21 protein-coding genes are annotated in these 23,725 nt (G+C 62.6%); 15 read left to right on the forward strand and 6 right to left on the reverse strand.

Going from position 1 to position 23,725, the window contains the following annotated elements:
- Window positions 1–186 precede the first annotated feature (186 nt).
- The 9 genes from AC1DVV_RS00475 to AC1DVV_RS00515 all read left to right on the forward strand — a co-directional run bounded on the left by AC1DVV_RS00475 (window position 187) and on the right by AC1DVV_RS00515 (window position 10,170).
- Window positions 187–1,032, forward strand: a complete 846-nt coding sequence (locus AC1DVV_RS00475; protein ID WP_477666160.1) for a TatD family hydrolase — start codon at window positions 187–189, stop codon at window positions 1,030–1,032.
- On the forward strand, window positions 1,029–1,634 hold the full coding sequence (locus AC1DVV_RS00480; RefSeq protein ID WP_457279529.1) for a DNA-deoxyinosine glycosylase: 606 nt from the start codon (window positions 1,029–1,031) through the stop codon (window positions 1,632–1,634). Before AC1DVV_RS00475 ends, AC1DVV_RS00480 begins: the two co-directional genes overlap by 4 nt.
- The gene (locus AC1DVV_RS00485) at window positions 1,634–2,401 is read left to right on the forward strand and encodes a class I SAM-dependent methyltransferase (protein WP_457279528.1); all 768 of its coding nucleotides are present in this window, start codon (window positions 1,634–1,636) and stop codon (window positions 2,399–2,401) included. Before AC1DVV_RS00480 ends, AC1DVV_RS00485 begins: the two co-directional genes overlap by 1 nt.
- A 54-nt stretch (window positions 2,402–2,455) precedes the next feature.
- Window positions 2,456–4,258: a type IV pilus assembly ATPase TfpB gene (gene tfpB, locus AC1DVV_RS00490; RefSeq protein WP_457279527.1), complete on the forward strand. Its 1,803-nt coding sequence runs from the start codon at window positions 2,456–2,458 to the stop codon at window positions 4,256–4,258.
- Window positions 4,259–4,409: 151 nt separating this feature from the next.
- On the forward strand, window positions 4,410–4,895 hold the full coding sequence (locus AC1DVV_RS00495) for a tripartite tricarboxylate transporter TctB family protein (RefSeq protein ID WP_457279526.1): 486 nt from the start codon (window positions 4,410–4,412) through the stop codon (window positions 4,893–4,895).
- A 12-nt stretch (window positions 4,896–4,907) separates the two neighbouring features.
- Window positions 4,908–6,422: a tripartite tricarboxylate transporter permease gene (locus tag AC1DVV_RS00500; protein WP_457279525.1), complete on the forward strand. Its 1,515-nt coding sequence runs from the start codon at window positions 4,908–4,910 to the stop codon at window positions 6,420–6,422.
- Window positions 6,423–6,519: 97 nt separating this feature from the next.
- Window positions 6,520–7,488: a Bug family tripartite tricarboxylate transporter substrate binding protein gene (locus tag AC1DVV_RS00505; protein WP_457279524.1), complete on the forward strand. Its 969-nt coding sequence runs from the start codon at window positions 6,520–6,522 to the stop codon at window positions 7,486–7,488.
- A 123-nt stretch (window positions 7,489–7,611) separates the two neighbouring features.
- Window positions 7,612–9,222, forward strand: coding sequence for a gamma-glutamyltransferase family protein (locus AC1DVV_RS00510; protein WP_457279523.1), 1,611 nt, complete (start codon window positions 7,612–7,614; stop codon window positions 9,220–9,222).
- A gap of 78 nt (window positions 9,223–9,300) precedes the next feature.
- Complete coding sequence (locus AC1DVV_RS00515) at window positions 9,301–10,170, forward strand: DMT family transporter (RefSeq protein ID WP_477666388.1); 870 nt, start codon at window positions 9,301–9,303, stop codon at window positions 10,168–10,170.
- Between the two features lie 228 nt (window positions 10,171–10,398).
- On the opposite strand, the gene AC1DVV_RS00520 is transcribed toward AC1DVV_RS00515, so the two are convergent.
- Both AC1DVV_RS00520 and AC1DVV_RS00525 read right to left on the reverse strand, forming a co-directional pair.
- Window positions 10,399–11,454 carry a M48 family metalloprotease gene (locus AC1DVV_RS00520; RefSeq protein WP_477666161.1) on the reverse strand — a complete coding sequence of 352 codons (1,056 nt, stop codon included), beginning with the start codon at window positions 11,452–11,454 and terminating at the stop codon, window positions 10,399–10,401.
- A 22-nt stretch (window positions 11,455–11,476) separates the two neighbouring features.
- Window positions 11,477–12,046, reverse strand: coding sequence for an SH3 domain-containing protein (locus AC1DVV_RS00525; protein ID WP_457279521.1), 570 nt, complete (start codon window positions 12,044–12,046; stop codon window positions 11,477–11,479).
- 70 nt (window positions 12,047–12,116) lie between these two features.
- Here AC1DVV_RS00525 and AC1DVV_RS00530 point away from each other — a divergent pair, with 70 nt between their 5' ends.
- Both AC1DVV_RS00530 and AC1DVV_RS00535 read left to right on the forward strand, forming a co-directional pair.
- Complete coding sequence (locus tag AC1DVV_RS00530; protein WP_477666163.1) at window positions 12,117–12,911, forward strand: SDR family oxidoreductase; 795 nt, start codon at window positions 12,117–12,119, stop codon at window positions 12,909–12,911.
- A 16-nt stretch (window positions 12,912–12,927) separates the two neighbouring features.
- Window positions 12,928–13,302: a hypothetical protein gene (locus tag AC1DVV_RS00535; RefSeq protein WP_477666164.1), complete on the forward strand. Its 375-nt coding sequence runs from the start codon at window positions 12,928–12,930 to the stop codon at window positions 13,300–13,302.
- 38 nt (window positions 13,303–13,340) lie between these two features.
- Here the strand turns inward: AC1DVV_RS00535 and AC1DVV_RS00540 are convergent, their stop codons facing one another.
- The 3 genes from AC1DVV_RS00540 to AC1DVV_RS00550 all read right to left on the reverse strand — a co-directional run bounded on the left by AC1DVV_RS00540 (window position 13,341) and on the right by AC1DVV_RS00550 (window position 16,819).
- Entirely contained in the window at window positions 13,341–15,332 is a 1,992-nt protein-coding gene (locus AC1DVV_RS00540; protein WP_477702316.1) for an AAA family ATPase, read from the reverse strand.
- A 13-nt stretch (window positions 15,333–15,345) separates the two neighbouring features.
- Window positions 15,346–15,582 carry a hypothetical protein gene (locus AC1DVV_RS00545; RefSeq protein ID WP_457279516.1) on the reverse strand — a complete coding sequence of 79 codons (237 nt, stop codon included), beginning with the start codon at window positions 15,580–15,582 and terminating at the stop codon, window positions 15,346–15,348.
- A 337-nt stretch (window positions 15,583–15,919) separates the two neighbouring features.
- Window positions 15,920–16,819 carry a DMT family transporter gene (locus tag AC1DVV_RS00550; RefSeq protein ID WP_457279515.1) on the reverse strand — a complete coding sequence of 300 codons (900 nt, stop codon included), beginning with the start codon at window positions 16,817–16,819 and terminating at the stop codon, window positions 15,920–15,922.
- A 140-nt stretch (window positions 16,820–16,959) separates the two neighbouring features.
- On the opposite strand from AC1DVV_RS00550, the gene AC1DVV_RS00555 reads away from it, so the two are divergent.
- The 4 genes from AC1DVV_RS00555 to AC1DVV_RS00570 all read left to right on the forward strand — a co-directional run bounded on the left by AC1DVV_RS00555 (window position 16,960) and on the right by AC1DVV_RS00570 (window position 22,052).
- The gene (locus AC1DVV_RS00555; RefSeq protein WP_477702317.1) at window positions 16,960–17,955 is read left to right on the forward strand and encodes a quinone oxidoreductase family protein; all 996 of its coding nucleotides are present in this window, start codon (window positions 16,960–16,962) and stop codon (window positions 17,953–17,955) included.
- A gap of 113 nt (window positions 17,956–18,068) precedes the next feature.
- Window positions 18,069–19,502 carry a DUF1800 domain-containing protein gene (locus AC1DVV_RS00560; RefSeq protein ID WP_477702318.1) on the forward strand — a complete coding sequence of 478 codons (1,434 nt, stop codon included), beginning with the start codon at window positions 18,069–18,071 and terminating at the stop codon, window positions 19,500–19,502.
- Between the two features lie 121 nt (window positions 19,503–19,623).
- Entirely contained in the window at window positions 19,624–20,991 is a 1,368-nt protein-coding gene (locus AC1DVV_RS00565; protein ID WP_477702319.1) for a DUF1501 domain-containing protein, read from the forward strand.
- 239 nt (window positions 20,992–21,230) lie between these two features.
- Window positions 21,231–22,052: an NUDIX hydrolase gene (locus AC1DVV_RS00570; RefSeq protein WP_477702320.1), complete on the forward strand. Its 822-nt coding sequence runs from the start codon at window positions 21,231–21,233 to the stop codon at window positions 22,050–22,052.
- Here AC1DVV_RS00570 and AC1DVV_RS00575 read toward each other — a convergent pair.
- Window positions 22,049–23,707, reverse strand: coding sequence for a Na/Pi cotransporter family protein (locus AC1DVV_RS00575; RefSeq protein WP_457279510.1), 1,659 nt, complete (start codon window positions 23,705–23,707; stop codon window positions 22,049–22,051). The genes AC1DVV_RS00570 and AC1DVV_RS00575 overlap by 4 nt on opposite strands.
- Window positions 23,708–23,725: the final 18 nt, after the last annotated feature.

Genomic DNA, 23,725 nt, shown 5'->3' on the forward strand with positions numbered 1-23,725 from the left:
TGACGAAAAGAGATCGGGGGGCAAAAAAAACGGTAACGAATTGCGCGTGCATTTCCTCAAAAAAAGCATAGCGTGTCCCGATTTCATTTCTGTGTCAACATCTTCCGCAAGCAAGGCCTGCGCCAGGCCGTTCCTTTTTTTGTACCTCTTCTTTTCATATCCCGGGTGCCCTGCCGCATTGACTGAATGACTTTCTGGGTAGATACACACTGCCATCTTGACGCCGGTGAACTGTCCGTCGATGTCGCTGAAGTTCGTGCGCGGGCAGCCGCTGCAGGCGTTGCACACTGCGTGCTGCCGGCGGTGGGCGTGTTCAATTTCGAGGCAGTCCGTGTGCTGGCACACCGTTTTTCCGACAGCTATGCGCTGGGCATTCATCCGCTGTGTGTGCCCCAGGCGCAAGACGCCGACCTGCAGGCGCTGGATAACGAGCTTGCGTTGAGGCGGTCTGATCCGCGATTGGTCGCGGTGGGTGAAATTGGCCTTGATTATTTTGTGCCTGCCCTGACGCAAAGCCCGATGCGTGAACGCCAGGAGCACTTCTACCGCGAGCAACTCAAGCTGGCGCGCAAGCACGGCCTGCCGGTCATCCTGCACGTGCGGCGATCGGCTGACAAGTTGCTCAAGCACCTGCGCGACCTGGCGCCCGAGGGCGGGTGGCACGGCATCGGCCATGCGTTCAACGGCAGCGAGCAACAGGCGGCGGAATTCATCAAGCTGGGCCTGAAGCTGGGCTTTGGCGGCGCCGTCACGTTTGAGCCTGCCTTGCAACTCAGGCGCCTGGCGGCAGAACTGCCCCTGGAGGCGCTGGTGATGGAAACGGATTCGCCTGACATTCCGCCCCACTGGATCTACAAAACCGCGGCGGAGCGCGAAGCGGGCCAGGCCCAGGGCCGCAATGAGCCGGGCGAGTTGCCGCGCATTGCGAAGCAGGTGGCGGATTTGCGGGGAATTCCGCTGGAGTCGCTGGCGGCCGCAACGACCGCCAACGCATTGCGGGCGCTGCCGAAACTGAGAGCCCTTCTGGCGTGAAAAAGGGCACCGAGGACACCGCTAAACCTGTGCTGGCAGGTCTGGCGCCGCTGGTTTCTCCCGGCACTCGGCTGCTGGTACTGGGGAGCTTTCCGGGCGCCGCCTCACTGGCTGCGCAGCAGTATTACGGCCACCCGCAAAACCATTTCTGGAAGATTTTGCAAGCCATTTGGCCCGATGGTCCAATGGGAACGGGCGCGAGCAGCTATCAAATTCGTAGCGAATGGCTTTTGTCAAAAGGGCTTGGCCTGTGGGACGTGTACGCTGCCTGTGAACGCGAGGGCAGCCTGGACAGCAATATCCGCAATGCGGTGGTGAACGACCTGGCGGGTCTCAAGGGCCTGTGTCCCAGGCTGGAAGCCATTGCGCATAACGGTGGTGAAAGCTTCAAGCATTCATTGGTTGTGAAGGCTGCCCTGAGCGCCGCCGGGCAGCCCCAAGGCGCGAGCACCCCCTCGGGGGGCAGCGAGGACACGTCAGTGCCGAGCGTGGGGGTCCAGTTCTACAAGCTGCCTTCCACCAGCCCGGCGAATGCTTCCTGGAGTTTTGAGCGCAAACTCGCTGCCTGGCGTGAAGTATTTGAAAAGCATGGACTGGTTTGATGTCAAAAAAAGAAACAGTGAAAACGACGGCCGAACTACCCGAAGTCAATTTCTCCGACTACGGTGAGGTGCGCTTTTTGCATCTGGGCACCGAATGGGTGCAGGGCTCCATGCTGCGCGATGCACCGTATGACATCGAACTGGAGTACGTGCAGCGCATGATGGCGGGGCTGCTGTTCACCGACGCGGCGGCTGTGTCTAAAAAGCACGCGATGCAGCTGGGCCTGGGTTCTGCCGCGCTGACCAAGTTTTGCTATAAAAAGCTGCGCATGAAAACCACGGCGATTGAAATCAATCCGCAGGTGATCACGGCCTGCCGGCTTTGGTTCAAGCTACCGCGGGACGACCTGAGGCTGCATGTCATTGAAGCCGATGCGGCGCTGGAAATCAAAAACCCTGTGCACCAGGGAATGGTGGACTTCCTGCATGTCGACCTGTATGACCATGAAGCGGCGGCGCCGGTGCTGGACAGCGCGGATTTTTATGAAGACTGCCGCGGGCTTCTGGCGGAAGACGGCGTGATGACGGTGAATCTTTTTGGCCGTGATTCAAGTTACGTGCAGTCGCTGACAAAAATTGCGGAAGCGTTCGGGCCCGAGGCGGTCTGGGCGTTTCGGCCGACGCGCGAAGGCAACACTGTGGTGCTGGCCCAACGCGACCCGACGCGTCCCGAGCGGGCCGACCTGCTGCAGCAGGCCGGTGTCATCGAGTCGTGCTGGAAGCTGCCTGCCAAAAAATGGCTGCGGCTCTTTGCGCCGGCGGCGTGATGATGATGCCGCGCGGATGGTAAAGACCCAGGTGGATGGGGTACAGTGCGACCCATGAGCGCCGTGACGCACCCCAAACACCCCAAAGACCTGCACGTGAAAAAGCCTCCTGCCGGGCCGCTGGGCTGGCGCATGCTGGTTGAGTGGCTCAGCGAAGACGGCGTCATCAGCGCCGCCGAAGCCCAGCGCACGATTGCACGCTGCTCCCAGGTGCAAAGCGCGCAGCCGCCGTTAACCCGGCTTGCCAGTGTCGGCATGACACGCCTGGCCGACGGCAAACCCCTGGACATGGAAACGATCACGCAATGGCTGGCCGGACGGGCCGGCCTTGCCTACCTGCGGATTGACCCGCTCAAGGTGGACGTGGGCAAGGTGGCGGACACCATGTCGGCCATGTATGCCGAGCGGCACAAGGTACTGCCGGTGCAGGTGACCCCCAGCGAGGTGGTGATTGCCACTTCGGAGCCTTTCGTGACTGATTGGGTGCAGGAGGTCGAACGTCAGGCCAAGCGCAGCGTACGCCTTGTGGTTGCCAGCCCCCTCGAAATCACCAAGTTCACCGCCGAATTTTTTGCACTGGCCAAATCCGTCAAGGCGGCGATCAAGGCCGGCGGTGGGGCGACGTCGGCGAGCTTTGAACAACTGGTTGAGCTGAACAAAAGCAACAAGCAGCTGGACGCCAACGACCAGGGCGTGGTGCAGGTGGTGGATTGGCTCTGGCAGTACGCCTTTGACCAGCGCGCCAGCGACATCCACCTGGAGCCGCGGCGCGAGCAGGGCGTGATCCGCTTTCGCATCGACGGCGTGCTGCATCCGGTCTATCAACTGCCCATGGGCGTGCACAACGCCATGACCGCCCGCATCAAGCTGCTGGGCCGCATGGATGTGGTGGAAAAGCGCCGACCACAGGATGGCCGCATCAAGACCCGCAACCCGCGCGGCGACGAAGTTGAGATGCGCCTGTCCACTTTGCCCACAGCCTTCGGCGAAAAAATGGTGATGCGGATTTTTGACCCGGACACCACGGTCAAGGACCTGGATGCACTGGGTTTTTCGCAGCACGACGCCGAACGATGGGAGCAACTGGTCAAGCGGCCCTATGGCATTGTCCTGGTCACCGGGCCTACCGGCTCCGGCAAGACCACCACGCTTTATTCCACGCTCAAGCGGCTTGCGACTGAAGAAGTCAACGTCAGCACGATTGAGGACCCGATCGAAATGATCGAGGCCTCCTTTAACCAGACACAAGTCCAGCCGCATCTGGATTTCGACTTTCCCGAAGGGCTGCGCGCGCTGATGCGGCAGGATCCGGACATCATCATGGTGGGCGAAATCCGCGACCTGCAGACGGCCGAGATGGCCGTGCAAGCCGCGCTGACTGGCCACCTGGTTTTCAGCACACTGCATACCAATGACGCCCCGTCGGCGGTGTCCCGCCTGATGGAACTCGGGGTTCCTTCTTACCTGATCAACGCCACCTTGTTGGGTGTGCTGGCCCAGCGGCTGGTACGCACCTTGTGCAGCAATTGCCGCCAGCCTGACGAGGCCGCCTCACGCGAAACGCTCGCCGACCTGGTCAAACCCTGGCAAATCAGCGGCGGCTACCGGCCGTACAAGCCGGTGGGCTGTGTGGATTGCCGGATGACCGGGTTCCGTGGGCGCATGGGGCTTTATGAGCTGCTGACCGTCACGGAAGGCTTCAAGGAAAAGGTCTCGAAAGAACCCAATATCGATGCGCTGCGCCGCCAGGCGGTCAGCGAAGGTATGCGCCCGCTTCGGTTGGCCGGCGCGCTGAAAGTGGCAGAGGGTCTGACAACCATCGAGGAAATTTTGGCCTCCACCCCGTCTTTGGACTGAGTCCTTGCAGCCTTTTACAGCGGCCGGCCCGTTGTAAGCAAGAGGTAAGCCAAAAGATTACGAAAGGTAAGTGAAAGCCACATGGCGGGGGCCGGGTGATTGAATGCACAATCCACCGATTCTTTCTTTTATATGTATTGAGGAGACAGCCGTGAATATCAAGAGTCAGAAAGACTTTTTCTCCGGCCTCATGTTCATGGGGGTCGGTGTGGCGTTCGCATGGGGGGCAACCACCTACAACGTGGGTGAAGGTGCCCGTATGGGTCCGGGTTACTTCCCTCTCATGCTGGGTATTTTGATGGCTGTTCTGGGAGGTGCTATTACCTTCAAGGCGCTGGTGGTGGAAACCGTAGGCGGCGACAAGATCGGCAAGTGGGCCTGGAAGCCCCTCATTTTCATCATTCTGGCCAATCTGGTATTTGGCATTTTGCTGGCCGGTTTGCCGAGCATCAAGATTCCCGCCATGGGCATGATCGTGGCGATTTATGCGCTGACCTTCATTTCCAGCATGGCCGAAGAGGGCTGGAAGGTCAAAAACACCTTCATTCTTGCGACGGTGCTGGCCATCGGCAGTTACCTGGCTTTCGTCGTCCTGCTCAAGTTGCAGTTCCCGGTCTGGCCATTCTTTATCGGCTAAGGAGAATAAAAAATGGAATTGCTAAATCATTTGTCGATAGGTTTTGGCGTGGCATTCACGCCGATCAATTTGTTGTACTGCCTGATCGGCTGTATTTTGGGTACCTTGATTGGTGTTCTGCCGGGTATCGGCCCTGTGGCTACGATTGCCATGCTGCTGCCGGCCACCTACGCGCTGCCTCCCGTGTCGGCGTTGATCATGCTGGCCGGTATTTATTACGGCGCCCAGTACGGCGGCTCCACCACCGCCATTCTGGTGAATCTGCCGGGGGAGTCGTCTTCAGTGGTGACCTGTATTGACGGGTACCAGATGGCGAGAAAAGGCCGGGCCGGGCCCGCGCTTGCCGCGGCAGGCCTGGGATCTTTCTTTGCCGGTTGCGTAGGCACTTTGATCCTGGCCGCGTTTGCACCGCCGCTGACCGAGCTGGCCTTCAAGTTCGGCCCCGCCGAATACTTCGCACTGATGGTGCTGGGTCTGATCGGCGCCGTGGTGCTGGCTTCCGGCTCGCTGCTCAAGGCGATTGCCATGATCGTGCTGGGCCTGCTGCTGGGTCTGGTCGGAACCGACGTGAATTCCGGTGTTGCCCGCTTCAGCTTTGACATTCCCGAACTGACTGACGGCATTGGTTTCGTGACCATCGCCATGGGTGTATTCGGCTACGGCGAGATCATCAGCAATCTGGCGCAGCCGGAGCATGAGCGTGAGGTTTTCACCGCCAAGGTCTCGGGACTTTTCCCCACCAAAGAAGACTTCAAGAACATGGCGCCTGCCGTGCTGCGGGGTACTTTCCTGGGTTCGGCACTGGGGATTCTCCCCGGCGGTGGCGCCTTGCTTGCCGCATTTGCGGGTTACGCCCTTGAGAAGAAAATCAAGATGCGGCCTGGTGAAGTGCCTTTCGGTCAGGGCAACATCCGCGGCGTCGCAGCACCTGAGTCGGCCAACAATGCCGGCGCGCAGACCTCCTTCATTCCGCTGCTGACGCTGGGCATTCCGCCCAACGCCGTAATGGCCTTGATGGTGGGCGCCATGACGATTCACAACATTCAGCCCGGCCCGCAGGTCATGACCAGCAACCCTGAACTGTTCTGGGGCCTGATCGCTTCGATGTGGATCGGCAACGCGATGCTCGTGATCCTGAATCTGCCGCTGATCGGGATGTGGATCAAGCTGCTGACTGTGCCTTACCGCTACCTGTTCCCGGCCATCGTGCTTTTCTGCGCGATTGGCGTGTATTCCACCAACAACAACACCTTCGACATCTGGATGGTGGGCATCTTCGGTGTGATCGGCTACATGTTCGTCAAGCTCGGCTGCGAACCCGCTCCCTTGCTGCTGGGCTTTATCCTGGGCCCCATGATGGAAGAGAACCTGCGCCGGGCCCTGCTGCTTTCACGTGGCGACTGGAGCGTGTTTGTGACGCGTCCACTGTCGGCCGGACTGCTGGGAGCCGCCGTGCTGCTGCTGGCCATCGTGCTGCTGCCAAGCATCAAAAACAAACGGGAAGAAGCTTTCGTTGAAGCTGACTGATCAACGGGAAGCACATACAAAAAAGGCACCTTCGGGTGCCTTTTGTTTTGCCTGTTTGCGACATAGTCGGCGCTCAAAATCGTTGCACAATGGCCAGATGAAACGTAGACATATTATTTCCCTGGCTGCGGCTTCCGCCGTGACTCTCGTGGGCCCCGCCATGGCCCAGAACTATCCGTCCAAACCCATTCGCATGATCGTGCCGTTTCCGGCAGGCGGCGCGACGGACATCCTGGCACGGGCCCTGTCGCAAAAGCTGGGCGAGAAAATCGGCCAGACGGTTGTGGTCGAAAACCGGCCGGGCGCCGGCGGCACGATAGGCGCCGATGCTGCGTCCAAATCGCCTGCTGACGGCTACACGCTGCTGCTGGCGACTTCAAGCACCCACAGCATCGGGCCGGCCGTCAACCCCCGGATTCCCTACAACGCGGAAACAGACTTCACGCCGATTGCCTATGTGGCAAGTTCCCCTAATGTGGTGCTGGTGCCTAACACGTCGCCGGCAAAGACCATGGGCGAATTTATCGATCATGCACGCAAGAACCCCGGGCGTTTGAACTACGCGTCCAGCGGCAACGGCACCATCATCCACTTGATGAGCGAATACTTCAAGGCGCAATCGGGGACCTTCATCCTGCACATCCCTTACCGCGGTACGGCACTGGCCATGCCGGACCTGATCAGCGGCAAGATCGACGTGCTGTTCGACTCCTTTGTCACCGGCATGCCGCATGTGAAAGATGGAAAGCTGCGGGCCCTTGCGGTCACCAGCCTCAAACGCACGGCGCTCGCTCCCGATCTGCCGGCGGTGGCGGAAACCCTGCCGGGCTTTGAGTCGGTCACCTGGTTCGGGGTTTACGGCCCCAAAGGCATGGCGCCAGACCTGGCAGGCAAGGTCAACCAGGCGGTGAACGCAGCCCTGGCCGATTCCGATGTGAAAGACCGCTTTGCCAGACTGGGCGCCGAACCCGCGGGTGGCACCCCGCAGGCCTTTGCGGCCATGGTGAAGACGGACACGGCCAGGTGGAAGAAAATCATTGTCGAGCGGAAAATCAGCGCCGATTGATGCCTTTCACCGCATCGCGCCGCCTGGTCGTGACGATGCCGGTCAGTTTGACTTCCCGCCTGCGGTTGCACACCATGACCGCCGGCATCCATTCTTCCTTGCCTTGCCTTCCACAGGTGACCCATGAATTTCAACTACAGCAACCCCTACACCTCCACCCGCCTGCCGCTGTTTGCCCGCAACGTTGTTTCGACTTCGCACCCGTTGGGCGCGCAGGCCGGTTTGCGCATGATGCTCAAGGGCGGCAATGCGGTAGATGCCGCGATCGCTGCTGCCGCCGCCATGACCATTGTCGAACCTGTCAGCAACGGCCTGGGCAGCGATGCTTTTTGCATCCTCTGGGACGGCAAGGAACTGCATGGACTGAATGCATCGGGCCGCGCGCCGCAAAGCTGGACGCCGGATTACTTCAAGCGCAAATACGGCAGCGATGCGCAGACGCCGCCCAAACGCGGTATGGATTCCGTGAGCGTACCGGGTGCGGTGGCCGGCTGGGTGGCCTTGAGCGAGCGTTTCGGCAAGCTTCCCTTCGCCGACCTGATGGAGCCTGCAATTGAAATCGCCGAGCGCGGCTATTTGTTGCCGCCCGTGGTGCAGCAGAAGTGGGCGGCCGCTACGGGGGAGTTGAAATCGCTGCCGGGCTTTGCCCAATCTTTCCTTCCCTGGGGCCGGGCGCCGAATGTCGGTGAACTGTTCCAGTTCAAGGCCGCAGCCAAAGCGTTGCGTGCTATTGCGCAAACCAAGGGCACGGCGTATTACGGCGGCGCCATCGCCCAGGCCATCGAAAAATTCTCCGCACAAAACGGCGGCAGCATCACCGCCAAAGATTTTGAAAGCTACCAGCCGGAATGGGTCAAGCCCATCGGCAAGGAGTACCGGGGCTATACCCTGCACGAAATTCCGCCCAACGGGCAGGGCATTGCGGCGCTGATTGCGCTGGGCATCCTTGATAAGTTCGATGTAGCCGGGCTCCCGGTGGATGGCGTGGATTCCCAGCATCTGCAGATCGAAGCCATGAAGCTGGCGTTTGCCGATATTTACCGGTACGTGGCCGAGCCTTCGTCAATGGAGGTGACGGCCGAGCAAATGCTCGATGACGCGTATCTGGCATCCCGTGCCAAACTCATTGACATGAAAAAGGCACAGGACTTTGGCGCGGGAAATCCCGTCAAGGGCGGAACGATCTACCTGACGGCAGCCGATGAAGACGGCATGATGGTGAGCTTCATCCAGAGCAACTACATGGGTTTTGGTTCAGGCTGCGTCGAGCCCGAGTTCGGCATCAGCCTGCAAAACCGCGGCCACGCCTTCAGCCTGCTGCCGGGCGCCAACCAGGTCGCACCGGGCAAGCGGCCTTTCCACACCATTATTCCGGCCTTCCTCAGCAAGGATGGCAAACCCGTGATGAGCTATGGCGTGATGGGCGCGAACATGCAGCCGCAGGGCCACATGCAGACACTGGTGCGCATGCTGGACTACGGCCAGAGCCCACAGGTGGCTTGCGATGCGCCGCGCTGGCGCTACAACGCCGGCCTTGAGATCAATGTGGAGGCCACGATGGACCCGAGTACCGTGCAGGGCCTTGCCGACCGCGGCCACCGCATGGAAGTCATCAACGACTCCTACCAGGACTTTGGCGCCGGCCAGTTCATCTGGCGTGCCGGCAACCCCAAGGTCGAAGGCTATGTGGCGGCCAGCGATCCACGCCGCGACGGCCAGGCCGTGGGCTTTTAAGAAACGACCTTGAGCGATAAATCTGATAAAAACAGGCCGACAGCCCAAGCAGGACGAGCGCAAGCAGCTACTAAAAGCATAGCGCCTGGTTTGCTGCTGGCCACTTTCGGTGCCATCGCGTTCAGCGGCAAGGCCATCATTGTCAAGTTGGCCTATCGCTACGGCGTCGACGCCGTCACGCTGATCATGTACCGCATGCTGTTTGCCTTGCCCATCTTTGCGGTGATGGCGTGGTGGGCCAGCCGGGGCAAGGCGCCGCTGACGCGCAAGGACTGGCTGGGCGTGCTGTGGCTGGGCTTCACGGGTTACTACCTCGCCAGTTTCCTGGACTTCGCCGGCCTGGCGTTCATCAGTGCGTCACTGGAACGACTCATCCTCTATCTCAATCCCACGCTGGTGTTGCTGCTGGGCCTGGTGTTGTACAAGCGCCGAGTTGGCGCGCTGCAAATCATCGGCATGGCCATCAGCTACTGCGGCGTGGTGCTGGTGTTCGGCCACGAGATCACGCTGCAGGGCGCGGACGCTGCCTGGGGTGCGCTGCTGGTGTTCCTGAGCGCGGTGAGCTACGCGCTTTATCTGGTTTACAGCGGTGAGATGGTCAGGCGGCTCGGCTCATTGCGCCTGGTGGGGCTGGCTACCACCGTGGCCTGCCTGTTGTGCCTGTTGCAGTTTGTGTTGCTGCGGCCCCTGAGCGCCGCCGCCGTCGCGCCCGAGGTCATCTGGCTGTCGCTGCTCAATGCCACCTTGTGCACAGCGGTACCGGTGCTGATGGTGATGATGGCCATCGAACGCATCGGCGCCGGCATGGCCGCGCAGACCGGCATGGTGGGCCCGATGTCCACCATCCTGATGGGTGTGCTGATTCTGGGTGAGCCGTTCACGGTCTGGGTGGCGGCGGGGACGGTGCTGGTGATTGCAGGGATCTTCGTTTTCACGAGAGGCAGATAGTGGCCCTCACGGTCGCTCACTTCGTGTGGCCTACGGCCTTTCTCCCTGCCCCTTTCATTACAGAAGGGGCCGCCCGCCTGCGGTCTGGCAAAGCCAGTCCCGCGGCTCATGCTGGGTTAAGGATTCCCGCGCGCACCGAAGCTGCTTAGGCATCAGATCGGCCTCTAGCCCAGGTAATACGTGCGCAAGCGGCTATTAATTTAATAGCGCGTGGTGTCAGGGGCGCTGCTACTTCTTTGCGGGTGTACGCGTCGACGCAGGCGCTTGCGCTGTAGGCCTGCGGTTCGCACCGCTGATGCGCTGCGCCACCGTGACGGATGGCTGTCCTGCATACGCGTCCAGCCGGGTACCCATGGCCTGCTCAAGCTGATTCAGTCGCGTCTGGGCGGGCGGATGCGTGCTCAGGGACAGCGCAAACAATGCGTCATCCGGCGCTGCGCTGCGCAGTTGCTGCAGCACAGCCACCAGGCCGTAGGGATCGAACCCAGCGCGCGCGGCGAGAGCCACGCCGGTACGGTCGGCGTCAAACTCGTCCTGCTGGTCCAGGCCCTTGGTGTACATGTTCTTGCCCAGCGCCAGCAACTGCGACGACACCAGGCCGCCCAGGTCGTTCTTCAGCTGAGAGCTGATCACCTGCGTCAGAAGGCCGGCGCGTGCCGCCTTGTTCATGGCGATCAAGTGGTGCTTGGCTGTGACGTGGGTGATTTCATGGGCCAGGATGCCGGCCAATTCGCTTTCGTCCGCCACGCGGTCCATCAGGCCCTTGGTGACGAAGACATAACCGCCTGGCGTGGCAAATGCGTTGAACCCGGGGTCGTCGAGGATGGCGAAGGTCCAGGGCAGGTCGGGCCGCGATGACTGCAGGCTGATCCAGCGGCCCAGCTGGTTGATATAGCGCTGCGCAGCCACGTCAGGGTAGAGCGGTTTGCTGCCCAGTAGCACGGCGGCCAGTTGCTGGCCGATCTGGATTTCACGTGGTTCGTCAATCTGATCCAGCGACTGTGACAACAGCTGGAACAGGTCACCACCCTGGGCTGCCTGCTGTCCGCCCGGTGTAAGGCTGGCGCCCAGCAACGCGCCGGCCAGGCCGGCCGCAGAGTTGGGTTGCGCGGGGGCGGGCTGCGCCGGCTGGTTCGGGCGTATCAGTGACTGGAACAGGCCGCCTAGCGCCTTGCCCGCATCCTGGGCATGAGCGCCCAGAGGGAGCAAGCCGGCCAGCAGGGTCAATGCAAAAACCGCATGGCGTGCGGGAGTTGCCAGTGTTTGGAGGGTGTGAAGATTCATTGCGGTGCCTCTTGTCTTGTTTTTAGCCGCCGTATTGTTCGGTTCTGGTGCTGGGTGCGGCAGCCGGCGGTGTGGGTGTGGGCAGGGGATCGACCTGCCGGACGTTCAGCGAGGCACCGCCCGCGAACTGCCTGGCTTGCGCAGCGTTCGCACGGTTGGCGTCGGCTTGCGCCACGGCCGCCAGGTTGGGAACGGCATTGGCAAGGTCTTCCGCACCCAGGCCGCGAATGCCGACGGTGGATGTGGCCACTGCGCCGCCCGGCGCCTGTGCGCTGCCCTTGTTGAAAAAGCTCGACAGGCTGCGCAGTGCACCGGTGCCGGCACCGGCCTGCGAGCTGGGGGCCGTGATGTCAAACATGTGCACCCAGCCGCTGGTGCCGTCGGCCATGCGGACCTTGATCCATGCGCCGTTGCGCTCGCCCAGCCGGGTCACCGAGGTTTGAACCGGCAGCGGGGCCAGGCTGCGGGCCGATTCGCCCGGACCTTCGCGCAGTTGGGCTGCGCGCTTGATCAGTACGGCCTCGCCTTGCGGCTGGGCCTGTGTCGCCGCACTGAAAACCAGCAGCGATGTGAGCAGGGGAGCGATAACCATTCCCGCCTGCATTTTGTATTTACTCAGTATCATGAGCCGCTCTCCCCCGTGGTTGTAATGAGGAATTATTATGGATTTGGGTATTGCAGGCAAATGGGCGCTGGTCTGCGGCGCCAGCAAGGGTTTGGGTCTGGGTTGCGCCGAGGCGCTGGTGCGCGAAGGCGTGCATGTGCTGATCGTGGCGCGCGGCGAGGAAACGCTGAAGGCCGCGGCTGAAAAACTGAAGACGGATAAGGGCAAACCCGCAGGCGCCAGCGTCCAGTATGTCGCCGCCGACATCACCACACCCGAAGGCCGCGCCGCGGTGTTCGCGCTGCGCAAGGACTTCGACATCGTGGTGACCAATGCCGGCGGCCCGCCGCCCGGTGACTTCCGCGACTGGGACCGTGACGCCTGGCTCAAGGCGGTGGACGCCAATATGCTGACTCCCATCGAGCTCATCAAGGCCACGGTCGACGGCATGGCGGCGCGCGGTTTCGGGCGCATCGTCAACATCACCTCCAGCTCAGTCAAGTCGCCTATCGACATCCTGGGTCTGTCCAACGGCGCGCGCAGCGGCCTGACCGGCTTTGTGGCCGGCGTGGCACGCACCAAACTCGCGGCGCAAGGCGTGACCATCAACAACCTGCTGCCGGGCGCTTTCGACACCGACCGCCTGCGCGGCACCATGAGCGGCGCTGCGCAAAAAACCGGCCAGCCCCTGGAAGCCATCATGGATGCGCGCCGCAAGAACATCCCGGCCCAGCGCTTCGGCACGCCCGAAGAATTCGGCGCCATCTGCGCCTTCCTGTGCAGCACGCATGCCGCCTACATGACGGGGCAAAACGTGCTGGCTGACGGCGGGGCTTATCCGGGCACTTATTGAGCACCAGGCGCTTCCCTTGAGCCTGGACTACCTCCAATTCGATTACGCCGAGAGCAGCGACGGCACGGGCACGCTGGAAGCCATGGCCTCCACATGGCCGGACCAGGTGCTGGCCGTCCATGCTGAAGCCGTCCAGGTATTGGCATGGGCCCACGCGGAATTCCCCGGGCGGCGCGGCCCGCTCGAGGAGGGTTTTGACTGGGATTACGACCTGCACGGCATGCAGGAGCTGACGGCGCCCGAGGCCTTGCACTATGACGAGGTTTCGCGACGGTTGGAGGTGGAAGCCGGCCTGCCCGGCAAGCCGCGGCATACGCTCACCCTGTCCCTCAGTGGGACTGTGGAGTTTTGCGATGCCTTCAGGCGGAACTTCGGCCTGGACCTGGATTGAATGCCCCAGCGCTCAAGTTAGCGTTAACGTTCAGGCAATCATTCAAGCGCAGGTTCGACAGCCTCCACTGCAGTAGCGCTAACCCGCTGCATCAGCCCGTGTTGCAGGCTGAACAGCTGGAGCTGCTCGGCATAAGGCATGAGCATTCTCTCTTCCGTCGCGATGCCCACTCCCAGCAGGCCGGCCATCTTCTCCTTGCTCACCTGGCCGTGCGCCAGCAGTTCGTCCACGATGCTCAGTAGCAAGGCCGAATCGGTTTTGAGAATCTCCTGTGCGCGCGCGTACGCCTGCGCGAGCAGGGCCTCGATCTCGGCGTTGGTCGGCTCAACATCGGTGTTGAGGTTGTCGTCCATGTCGTGGGTCACGTCGGTGTGGCTCAGCCGGTTGCCGAAACCGAAGTGGCGCACAAAGCGCGCGGCCAGGGCGGTGGCGTTCTTGAAGTCGCTCTCGCTGCCCGTGGTGCAGGCGTCTTCGCCAAACACCAGCGCTTCGGCGGCGCGGCCGGCCAGACCCACGCAGAGGCGGTCCAGGCAGCTTTGACGTGATTCGGCCTTCATGCGCACATAGCTGTTGTAGCCGCCCTCGAAAGACGCCACGTTGATCTTGACTTCCTGCGGCGCATGGCCGAACAGGCGGCCGTAGGCCAGGCCGTGGCCTGCTTCGTGCACGGCCAGCAAGGCCCGAAAGTCGGGGCTGGCGCGCTGCTTGAGCTGGTTGAGGTCCAGCGGCACGGGGTAGGCGATGCTCCCGCCCCCGCACTCGCCATGACTGACGTGCAGGGATTGCGTGGCGGCGTCCAGCCTCACGTGCAGCGTGGTGTCCGCCGGCACATCATGCTCAAACGCCCACAGCACGGCATTCACCAGCGGCGCACTCAGGATGGCGTGAATCGACGAGAACAGCGGGCGTGTGCCCTGGGCCGGGAAGACCGCATTGGCATAAATTCCCTGGTACACCGATTCATGCAGATCAAAAAACAGTCCTGCACTCGCCTGCATTTCACCAACGTATCTGGCACAGGTGCTGCGGATCAGCCGCTCATACGTGGCCTGGCTCAGCGAGGGGTAGATCACATGGTTGTTCCCCAGCCGGGCGATCTGCTCGGGCTTGAAGCGCTCTCCCAGGGCCTTCTTGACGTCAATGACCGACAGTTTTTTCGTCAGTGCATGAAAGATGTCGGCATCGGTGTCGCAGTCTTCCACGCGTTTGGCGGTTCCCTCATACATCTCGTCGAGGTTGCCCGAAACGATGATGAGCAAGCGGCTGTAATCCGTTTCCCACGAGTCGGTCGATGCCCTGAACGCCAGCATGCGCTCCTGCAGTTGCTGGGGTGTCCAGGTCATCACCTCCTGTAGTGGTTCCTTGAGCTTGAGGCTTTGCTTGAATTCCTGAGCCTGGTAGGGCGAGAGGGCGAACTTCAGCTTTTTGGCCTGGACGCCGTCCTTGGCAGGCTTTTCATCAGCCTGTTCCTCGCGTTCGTGGTCATACAGCGAGAAAGCCAGGGACGATTCCAGCTCCTGCAGAAAAGACAGCGACGGCGGCAGGCGCCCGTCGGACAGCAGCTGCCACACGTCCTGGTAGCGTTTGACGGCGACCTCATCGCCCTTTTCGTTGATGGTGCGAAAGCGCTGGAATTCATCCAGCACCAGAATGCCAGGCTCGCTCTCGGCAACGGCGGACTCCGCCAGCATGCCGCTGATGGAGTCGGCGCTACGCCAGCTGCTGCCGTTGCTGAAGCCGTCCATCTGCACTTCGACAAAGCGGTCGTAGAAACCCAGCTTCTGCGCCAGGCGGCGCGTGAGCTGGGTTTTGCCGGTGCCGGTCAGGCCCCACAGGCACACGATCACCGGGCGGCGAATGATGTGCGGCAGCACATACCAGGCGCGGATCGACTCGATCACCCGGTCGATGATGTCGTCAATACCGAACAGCTCGGTCTTCAGCTCGGTGGCGACGAGGGCCAGGTGGGCACTGCGTTCGCGCATGAGCTCGGGCGGCACGCGGGCTGCGGCCACCGTCTCGGTTGTCATATCGTTCTTCATGTCAGTCAGTCAAATTTTTGAGGGCTTTTTGCAAAGCCACGGTTTCAGCCCGGCGATGGGCGCCGTTGCTGCGAATATGTTTGCCCGCACCCGACGTGATGGCACGCTGGACGAGGGCCCGCACCACGGGATTGCGCGGTGTGGGTGACGGCAAGGTCAAGGCCAGCGGCTGCTTCATGCGCCGCAAATGCTTGACCTTGCCTGCGGCAAAGTCACGGGAAAAAGTTTTGGCGCTCATGTGCACGCTCCGAAAAAGCAAAACCCCGGCGAAAAATCAGCCTGGGGTTTTCGGAGCGCGCTTCACACGTGAAGGCACAGCACCGACTGCCCGCAGGGCTGGGTATGGTTGACACCACATCCAGCCGGGGGCAGTGGAGGGTGCGTCAGGTGTGAGTGAACAAAGTCATGGTCTTGAGGGCTTCAAGGTGTTTACTGCGCAAGGTTATTCGTTGCACAGTGGCTCAAAGCAAGGAACGGATTCTGAAGAGCCCACGCGGGCTTGGCAAGTTTTATGCAGCGATTTCTCACAATGTGTTGTGAAAATCAAACCGCTGCTGCGCTAATTGCTGCGCGCTTCAGCGCCGCGACGACACCACGATGCCGCCCACGATCAGCATAAAAGCCAGCGCGTGGTAGAGGTGCGGCAACTCACCGAGAAAGGCCGCCGACAGCAATGCAGCGAACAGCGGCGTGAGGTTGGAAAAGAAGCCCGCAATCGCCGGCCCGACACGCTGCACGCCCATGCCCCAGCAACGATAGGCAATCACCGCGGGTCCCACGGCCACGTACAGCAGGGCTGCGGCCAGCGGCCAGCCCCATTGGATGTGCGCGTCGGTCAACGCCCATTCGCCGGCGGCAAACGCACCCGACCAGGCCAGTCCGAACACGATTTGCGCGAGCAGGAAGGCCGCCCAGTCGCGGCGGATTTCCGCCGGCTCTTTGGGTTGCGACAGCAGCCAGCTGTAAAACGCCCAGGCCAGCGTGGCCAGCAGCACGTACAGGTCGCCGGGCACCAGCTGCACCTGCATGAGCAATTCCCGTTGGCCACGCGACAGCACCACCAGCACGCCGGCAATCGACAGCACGGCACCTGTGGTCTGTCGCTTCGACACAGTCTGGCCAAAAAACAGCGCCCCCACGACCAGCATCCAGATCGGCACGCTTGACGCCACCAGCGTCACGTTGAGCGGTGTGGAGGTTTTCAGCGCCAGATACTGCAAGGCGTTGTAGCAACCCACACCCAGCAGGCCCAGCACCGCGAAACGTTTCCAGTGAGGCCACAGGCTGCTGCCCGGTTTGAGCAGGCGCCAGGCCAGCGGCAACAGGATCACGAAGGCCAGGGCCCAGCGCAGGAAGTTGAGCGTCATGGGCGGCACAAGGCCGGTGACGAGGCGGCCGACGACGGCGTTACCGGCCCAGAGCAAGGGAGGGACCACCAGCAGCGTGGCGGTGGCGGGCGTGAGGCGTTGGGTCATGACGGGGACTTTATCAAGCACGACCGTTTTCCTCTCGCCGCGCGGGGTTCAACCCTCGGCGCCTGCGGCCCATTTCGATTCATGGCACCATGACGGCCACCCCTTTTCTTTCTCCATCTGCAACCTTTGCAAGGAAATCCATGGCCTCCATCACCTCCAAAGCCGTACGAATCAACCAGCACGGCGGACCTGAAGAACTCACACTGGTAGACGTGACGGTAGGCGACCCCGGCCCGGGCGAAATACGCATCCGTCACAAGGCCGTTGGCTTGAACTACATCGACGTGTACCAACGCAGCGGTGTCTACCCGCTTGCCATGCCGCTTCAGCTAGGCATGGAAGCTTCCGGCATCGTCGAGGCTGTTGGTGAGGGCGTGGCTCACCTGAAAGCGGGTGACCGCGCGGCCTATGCCAGCCAGCCGCCCGGCAGCTACTGTGAAGTGCGCGTGATGCCGGCCAAGTGCGTGTGCAAGCTGCCCGATGCGATCTCGTTTGAAACCGGCGCGGCCATGATGCTCAAGGGGCTGACCACGCAGTACCTGCTGCGGCGCACGCAGCCACAGGGCGGCTTGCACGCCGGCGACCATGTGCTGTTTCACGCGGCCGCCGGCGGCGTGGGCCTGATCGCTTGCCAGTGGGCCAGGGCCATGGGCCTGCAACTCATAGGCACCGCCGGCTCTGACGAGAAATGCGCGCTGGCGTTGTCGCAGGGCGCGGCCTTTGCCATCAATTACACCCAGGAAGATTTCGTGGCCCGTGTCAAGGAAATCACCGGCGGCAGGGGCGTGAAGGCGGTGTACGACTCGGTTGGCAAGGACACCTTCCTCAAGTCACTGGACTGCCTGCGCCCCTTTGGCCTGCTGGCCAACTTTGGCAATGCCTCGGGCAAGACGCCGCCGCTGGACATCGGCCTGCTGGCAGCCAAGGGCTCGCTTTACGTTTCACGGCCGACGCTCTTTACCCACATTGCGACGCGTGAGACCACACAGGAAATGGCGGATGAATTGTTCGCCATGGTCATCAGCGGCAAAGTCCATATCCCCATAGACCAGCGTTTTGCCCTGGCCGACGTGGCAGAGGCGCACCGTGCGCTTGAAGCCCGCAAGACCACGGGCTGCACCATCCTGACGCTGTAACCACCGGCCCTGGGGCGGTAAACCTGTGTAAAGCCACGGGCGGCATTCAACGCAAGGCGTGGCGGATGCGTTACAAGGGGCGAGGGCCTGCTAACAGACCCCAGGAGAACACGATGCCCACAGCGATCACCCAGGCCGGCATGCTCGCGGCCTTCCTGGCTTGCCTCGCCGCCCCGGCGGCGCAGGCGCAGGCCGATGCCGTGCCGCCGCCGGCCAAGCTTGCCGCCACATGGCGCGCCGCTTCGCGCCTGGGGTATGCACCCACGCCGGCCTCGACGCAGGCCGCCGCGGCCTCGCCGCGCGCCTGGGCGCTGCAGCAACTGGATGCGGCCTATGCCGCAAGCCTGCGCCCTCCCACCCTTCCTGCCGAAATCGCCGGCATCAACGCACCGCTCAATGAAATCGCGCGCAGCTTCCAGGCCGAGCGCGAGATGCGCCGGGCTGCGCGCGAAACGCCCAAGCCCGGTATGGCCGCCGCGGCCGATACAGGCGGGGAAAAATTCAGCCGCGAGATGGCTCAGGGCGCGGCCGCCTGGCGGCTGATGTCCTGCAGCGATCCGGCGCTGGAAAATCCGCTGCTGGCCCGCATGACCGAGTTCTGGTTCAACCACCTCAATGTGTTCGTCGGCAAGGGACCGGTGCGCCCCTTTGTCGGCCACTACGAGATCAATGTGATTCGCGCCAACGCCCTGGGCCGTTTTGAAGACTTGCTGCTGGCCAGCGCCAGGCATCCGGCCATGCTGTTCTACCTGGACCAGGCGCAGAGCAACAGCCGCGGCCTCAATGAAAACTACGCGCGTGAGTTGATGGAGTTGCACACCCTGGGCGTGAACAGCGGCTACACGCAAAAAGACGTGCACGAACTGGCCCGCATCCTCACCGGCTGGACGGTGAACCTCAAGGACGGCGAGGGTTTTCGTTTTGCCGAGCGCCTGCACGACAAGGAGGGCAAGGTGCTGCTGGGCCGTACGTTCGGCAGTGAGGGCGTTGCGGAAGGCGAGGAAGCCATTCGCTTCCTGGCACGCCGGCCCGAGACGGCACGGCGTGTGTCCATCCGGCTGGCCAGTTTTTTTGTGGCCGACAAACCCTCGCCCGCGCTGGTCAACCGGTTGGCGACTGCCTTCACGGCTACCCAGGGCGACATACGCGCGGTGATGCGCACCCTGATCGAATCACCGGAATTCTGGGCGCAAGACAACCAGTTGTTTAAAACCCCGCTGGACTTTGCCTGTTCGGCGCTCACTGCGGCCGGGGGTGTCAAGGAGCGCCGCGATATCGTGCAAACCCTGGGCTTCCTGGCGCAGGCCGGCCAGCCCATGCATGGCTGGCAAACGCCCGACGGCTACAAAACCGATGCCGGTACCTGGCTTGCGCCCGAGGCTTTGACGCGCCGCGCCGATTACGCCATGGGCCTGGCCCAGCGCACAGCTGAGCCGGCTTACCTCAACGCCTTTTTCAGCATTGCGACGCGCGAGCGCATTGCGCAGGAACCCGCGCAGATGCGCACCGGCCTGATGCTCGCCAGCCCTGACTTCATGCGCAAATAATTCCATGTCCAAATCAAAGTGCACTTTGTCGGCCCGCCTTGCCGTGCTGTAGCACTGTCTGCAGCGGGCCTTCGCGTTCACGCTTGATCTGGACATGGAATATGCCGCAACAAGGACTCCTATGAACCCCAATTTTTTTTCATCGGCGAATCTGCTGCAACGCCGCCAGCTGGTGGGCCTGGGCGCGTTGTCCGCCTTGTCGCTGGCAGCGCCCGGCGTGTGGGCGCAAGCCTTGCCCGCAAGCCGATCAGGCCTGGATGGCGGGCGCCTTATCGTCGTCTTCCTGCGCGGCGCGTATGACGGTCTGTCGGCCTTTGTGCCCTACGCAGACAAGGACTACTACGCTTTGCGCCCGAACATCGCGATTGCGGTGCCCGACGGCACGACGCAAACCGCCTTGAAGCTCGACAAAACCTTTGCCCTGCATCCCGCGCTGGCTCCACTGCTGCCGCTGTGGCAGCAAGGCGTTCTGGGCTTTGTGCCCGCGGCCGGCCTGCCTGCGCCCAACCGTTCGCATTTCGATGCACAGTACCAGATGGAGATCGCGCAGGGCGGCAAGACCAGCAGCGCGCCCGGGTGGCTCAACACCACAGCGGGCTTGGGCAAAGCCGCTGCACCGGGCGCCACCGCTCTCGGCGTGGGCGAGGCCAATCCGGCCATTCTGGGCGGGCAGGCGGCCGTCAGGTTGATCCCTCGCGGCCAGTCGGCCGAGCGCACCGGCGTGCTGGCCAACGACAGAACCCGCCAGGCGCTGATGGACCTGTATGCCGGTGACGACAAGATCAGCGAAGCCTTCCGCCAGGGTGCGGGTAGCCGCATGCAGAGTGCGCAGGAGCTCACGGAGCAGAAAAACGCCAGGGCCGAAAAAATGGCGGAAGACAGCAGGCGCATGGCAGACAAGCGCCTGGACCGCGATGGCACGCCCGGCAATCCGCAGGCGCTGAACGCGCAAATGCAGGCGGCCAGCAACGGCGCGGCCGACCCGGTGGGCCTGCAACTCGATGCGCAGCACCTGGGCACGCTGATGCGCAACGACCGAAAGTTGCGCATCGGCTTTTTGTCGGCCGGCGGTTGGGACACCCATGCCAACCAGGGCGCTGCCACCGGCCAGCTGGCCAACAACCTCGGCAACCTGGCGCGCGGCATCGCGCAGCTGCGCCAGGATTTTTCCGAACCCGGCGATGTTGTCGTGGTGATGAGCGAATTCGGCCGCACCAGCGCCGAAAACGGCACACGCGGCACCGACCACGGCTTCGGCAATGCCATGTGGCTCATGGGCAACCGCGTCGCCGGCGGACGCTGGCATGGCCAATGGACGGGCCTGGCCCAACTCAACGAAGGACGCGACTTGCCGGCGCACCATGATTACCGCGCGGTGCTGGCGCAGGTGCTGCGGGGGACTTTTGCATTTGGCGATACGCAGCTGGCTGATGTGTTGCCAGGGGCCAGGTGGGACAAGCGACTGGACGGTTTGTTCGTCAAAGCCTAGCTTCGCAGGTTTGCGCCCGAATTCAAGGGTTTTGGCCGTTTTATCCAATAGGGGTAAGCGCGAGCAGCTATTAAATTAATAGCAAATAAATTTCCGGAGCTGATGCTTCCCGCCTGGCCGGCAGGTTTGCAATGTCCGGTTGGTGTGGGCGAAGTAAACTGCGCAGCAGAATCCGGGATGGCCTGCTGCCCCGGTCTTTTCGCATATCAATGGCCTGCCAGCACGGGCCCCAAGGACGCATGATGATGCCGCCTGCTTTTGATGCCCAATGGCTGCAAGCCCTGCGCGCCGGAGCGATCCAGCCGCCGCTGCGCCCACGCGTGCCGCTGTGGGCCGGTGAATCGGTGATCGGATCGGTAGAACCCGGCTTCTTCCACAAGCTGGCCCTGCACGTCACGACCGATGGCGGCCATCCGCTGCTCAAGGAAGAGCGCCCCTCAACCTTGGGCTGGCGCGTGATGGGTGACGTCACGACCAGTCTGAACAAAATCGCGGTGGCGCTGCATGAAGCGGGCCTCGCCGGTGCCTGGCGCGACGAGCAGCTCGCGGTGCCCGACCAGTTCGGCCACCGCAAGGGCACGGTGGAGCGCGCGGCTGTGCGGCCGCTGGGCATCACCACGCTGGCGGTGCACCTGGTGGGGCAGTCACCTGACGGGCGCTTCTGGGTGCAGCAGCGTGCTTTCAACAAATCGAATGATCCGGGCCTGTGGGACACGCTGATGGGCGGCATGGTGTCGGCGGCCGATACGGTGGAAACCGCGCTCGTGCGCGAGACCTGGGAAGAGGCCGGCCTGCACACGGCCGCGCTGCAGGCTATGCGCTACGGCGGGCGCCTGGCGGCGCGGCGGCCGGCCACCGACGGCAACGGCGCGGGTTATGTGGTGGAGGACATCGACTGGTATGTCTGCACCGTACCCGAGGGCATGGTGCCCGACAACCAGGACGGCGAGGTCGAGCAGTTTCGCTTGATGGGGGCCGGGGACTTGCTCGAGGCCATGCAGCGCGGCGAATTCACGGCCGAAGCGACGCTGATTCTTTCAGACGCCATGGGCCTTACTTAGGCCTGGTCGGTCAGTGCCGGCTGGCGCAAGCGATTGGGGGCCAGTGCGCCGGCCGAATCCAGGATCGGGTAGGCGATCGAGCAGATGTGCGAGTTGATGCGCTTGAGTTCGCTGATGAGGTCAATGTGCAGCGAGCTGGTTTCCAGGCTCTGCACCGTATTGGCTGATAGCCGACCCAGGTGGGTCGTGGCATATGCCCGCTCCAGGTCGCGGAAACGGGCTTTTTCTTCCAGCAGCTTTTGCGCGTCGCGCACCGTGCCATTGAGGAACACGCTCATGCCCAGGCGCAGGTTGGCCACCAGGCGCTCGTGCAGTTCGACGATTTCAGCCATCCCGGCGTCCGAGAAGTTGCGGCCCGGCTTGATTTTTTTGTCTTCAATGTCGATCAGTACGCGCTCGATGATGTCGCCGATCTGCTCCATGTTGATGGTGAAGCTGATGATGTCGGTCCAGCGGCGGCTTTCTTCCTCGGCCAGCGCTTCGCGTGAAATCTTGGTGAGGTAGTACTTGATCGACGAATACAGCTCGTCGACGGCATCGTCCATCTTGCGCAGGTCTTCGGCCAGCTTGAGGTCGTTCTTCTGGATGACCGCCAGCACGCCCAGCAGCATGGTTTCCACCACGTCGGCCTGGTGCAGCGCTTCACGGGCCGCGCAGGAGATGGCCAGCGACGGCGTGGCCAGTGCGGAAGGGTCGAGATGATGGGGGCGGCCGCCGGCCTTGTTTTTGTCGGGCTTGGGCAGCAGCTTTTCCACCCAGCGCGCGATCACCTGCGTCCAGCCAATGAATATGGCACCCACCACCATGTTGAAGGTGAGATGGAACAGCACCACCACGGTGGCGGCTTCGCCAAGGTAGGGGCGCACGTGGCGCAGCCACAGGCCGATGAAGGGCGCTGCGACGATGATGCCCAGCAGCTTGAAGAACAGGTTGCCCAGCGGAACCTGCCGCACTTCAACGGCCGAGCGCAGTGTGGTGAGCACCGCCAGCAGCCCGCTGCCGAGGTTGGCGCCCAAGACCAGGCCCAGCGCCACGTCAATGGGGATGACGGCCGAGGCGGCCAGCGTGGCCGTGAGCAGCACAATCGCCAGGCTGGAGTACGACACCACGGCCAGGAAGGCGCCCGCTGTGATTTCGAGCAGCAGGTCGCTGCTGAGGGAGCCCAGCAGGGCTTTCACGGCCGGTGCCTGGGTCAGAACTTCAGTGGAGGCCGTGACCAGCCGCAAGGCCAGCAGCATGAGGCCCAGGCCGATCAGCACCCGGCCGAAGCGGCCGACATTGGTGTCTTGCCGCGAGATGAACAGCACGACGCCGACAAAGATAAAGAGCGGCGACAGCCAGGACAGGTCAAAAGAGAACACCACGGCCATCAGGCTGGTGCCGATGTCCGCGCCCAGCATGACGGCCAGCGCGAGTGGCAGGGTGACCAGGCCCTGCCCGACAAATGACGAAACGATAAGGGAGGTGGCGGTGCTGGACTGCACCAGGGCCGTCACCCCGATGCCCGAGACGGCCGCAGCCAGCCGGTTGCTGATGCTGACTGCGAGCACGTGGCGCAGATTGGCACCGAACACCCGCAGGATGCCGGTACGAACGAGATGGGTGCCCCACACGAGCAGCGCAATGGCTGCCAAAAGATTCAACAAATGCTTCATAAGGTCGGAACCACTATA

It is taken from the genome of Polaromonas sp. P3_B4 (assembly GCF_056402835.1).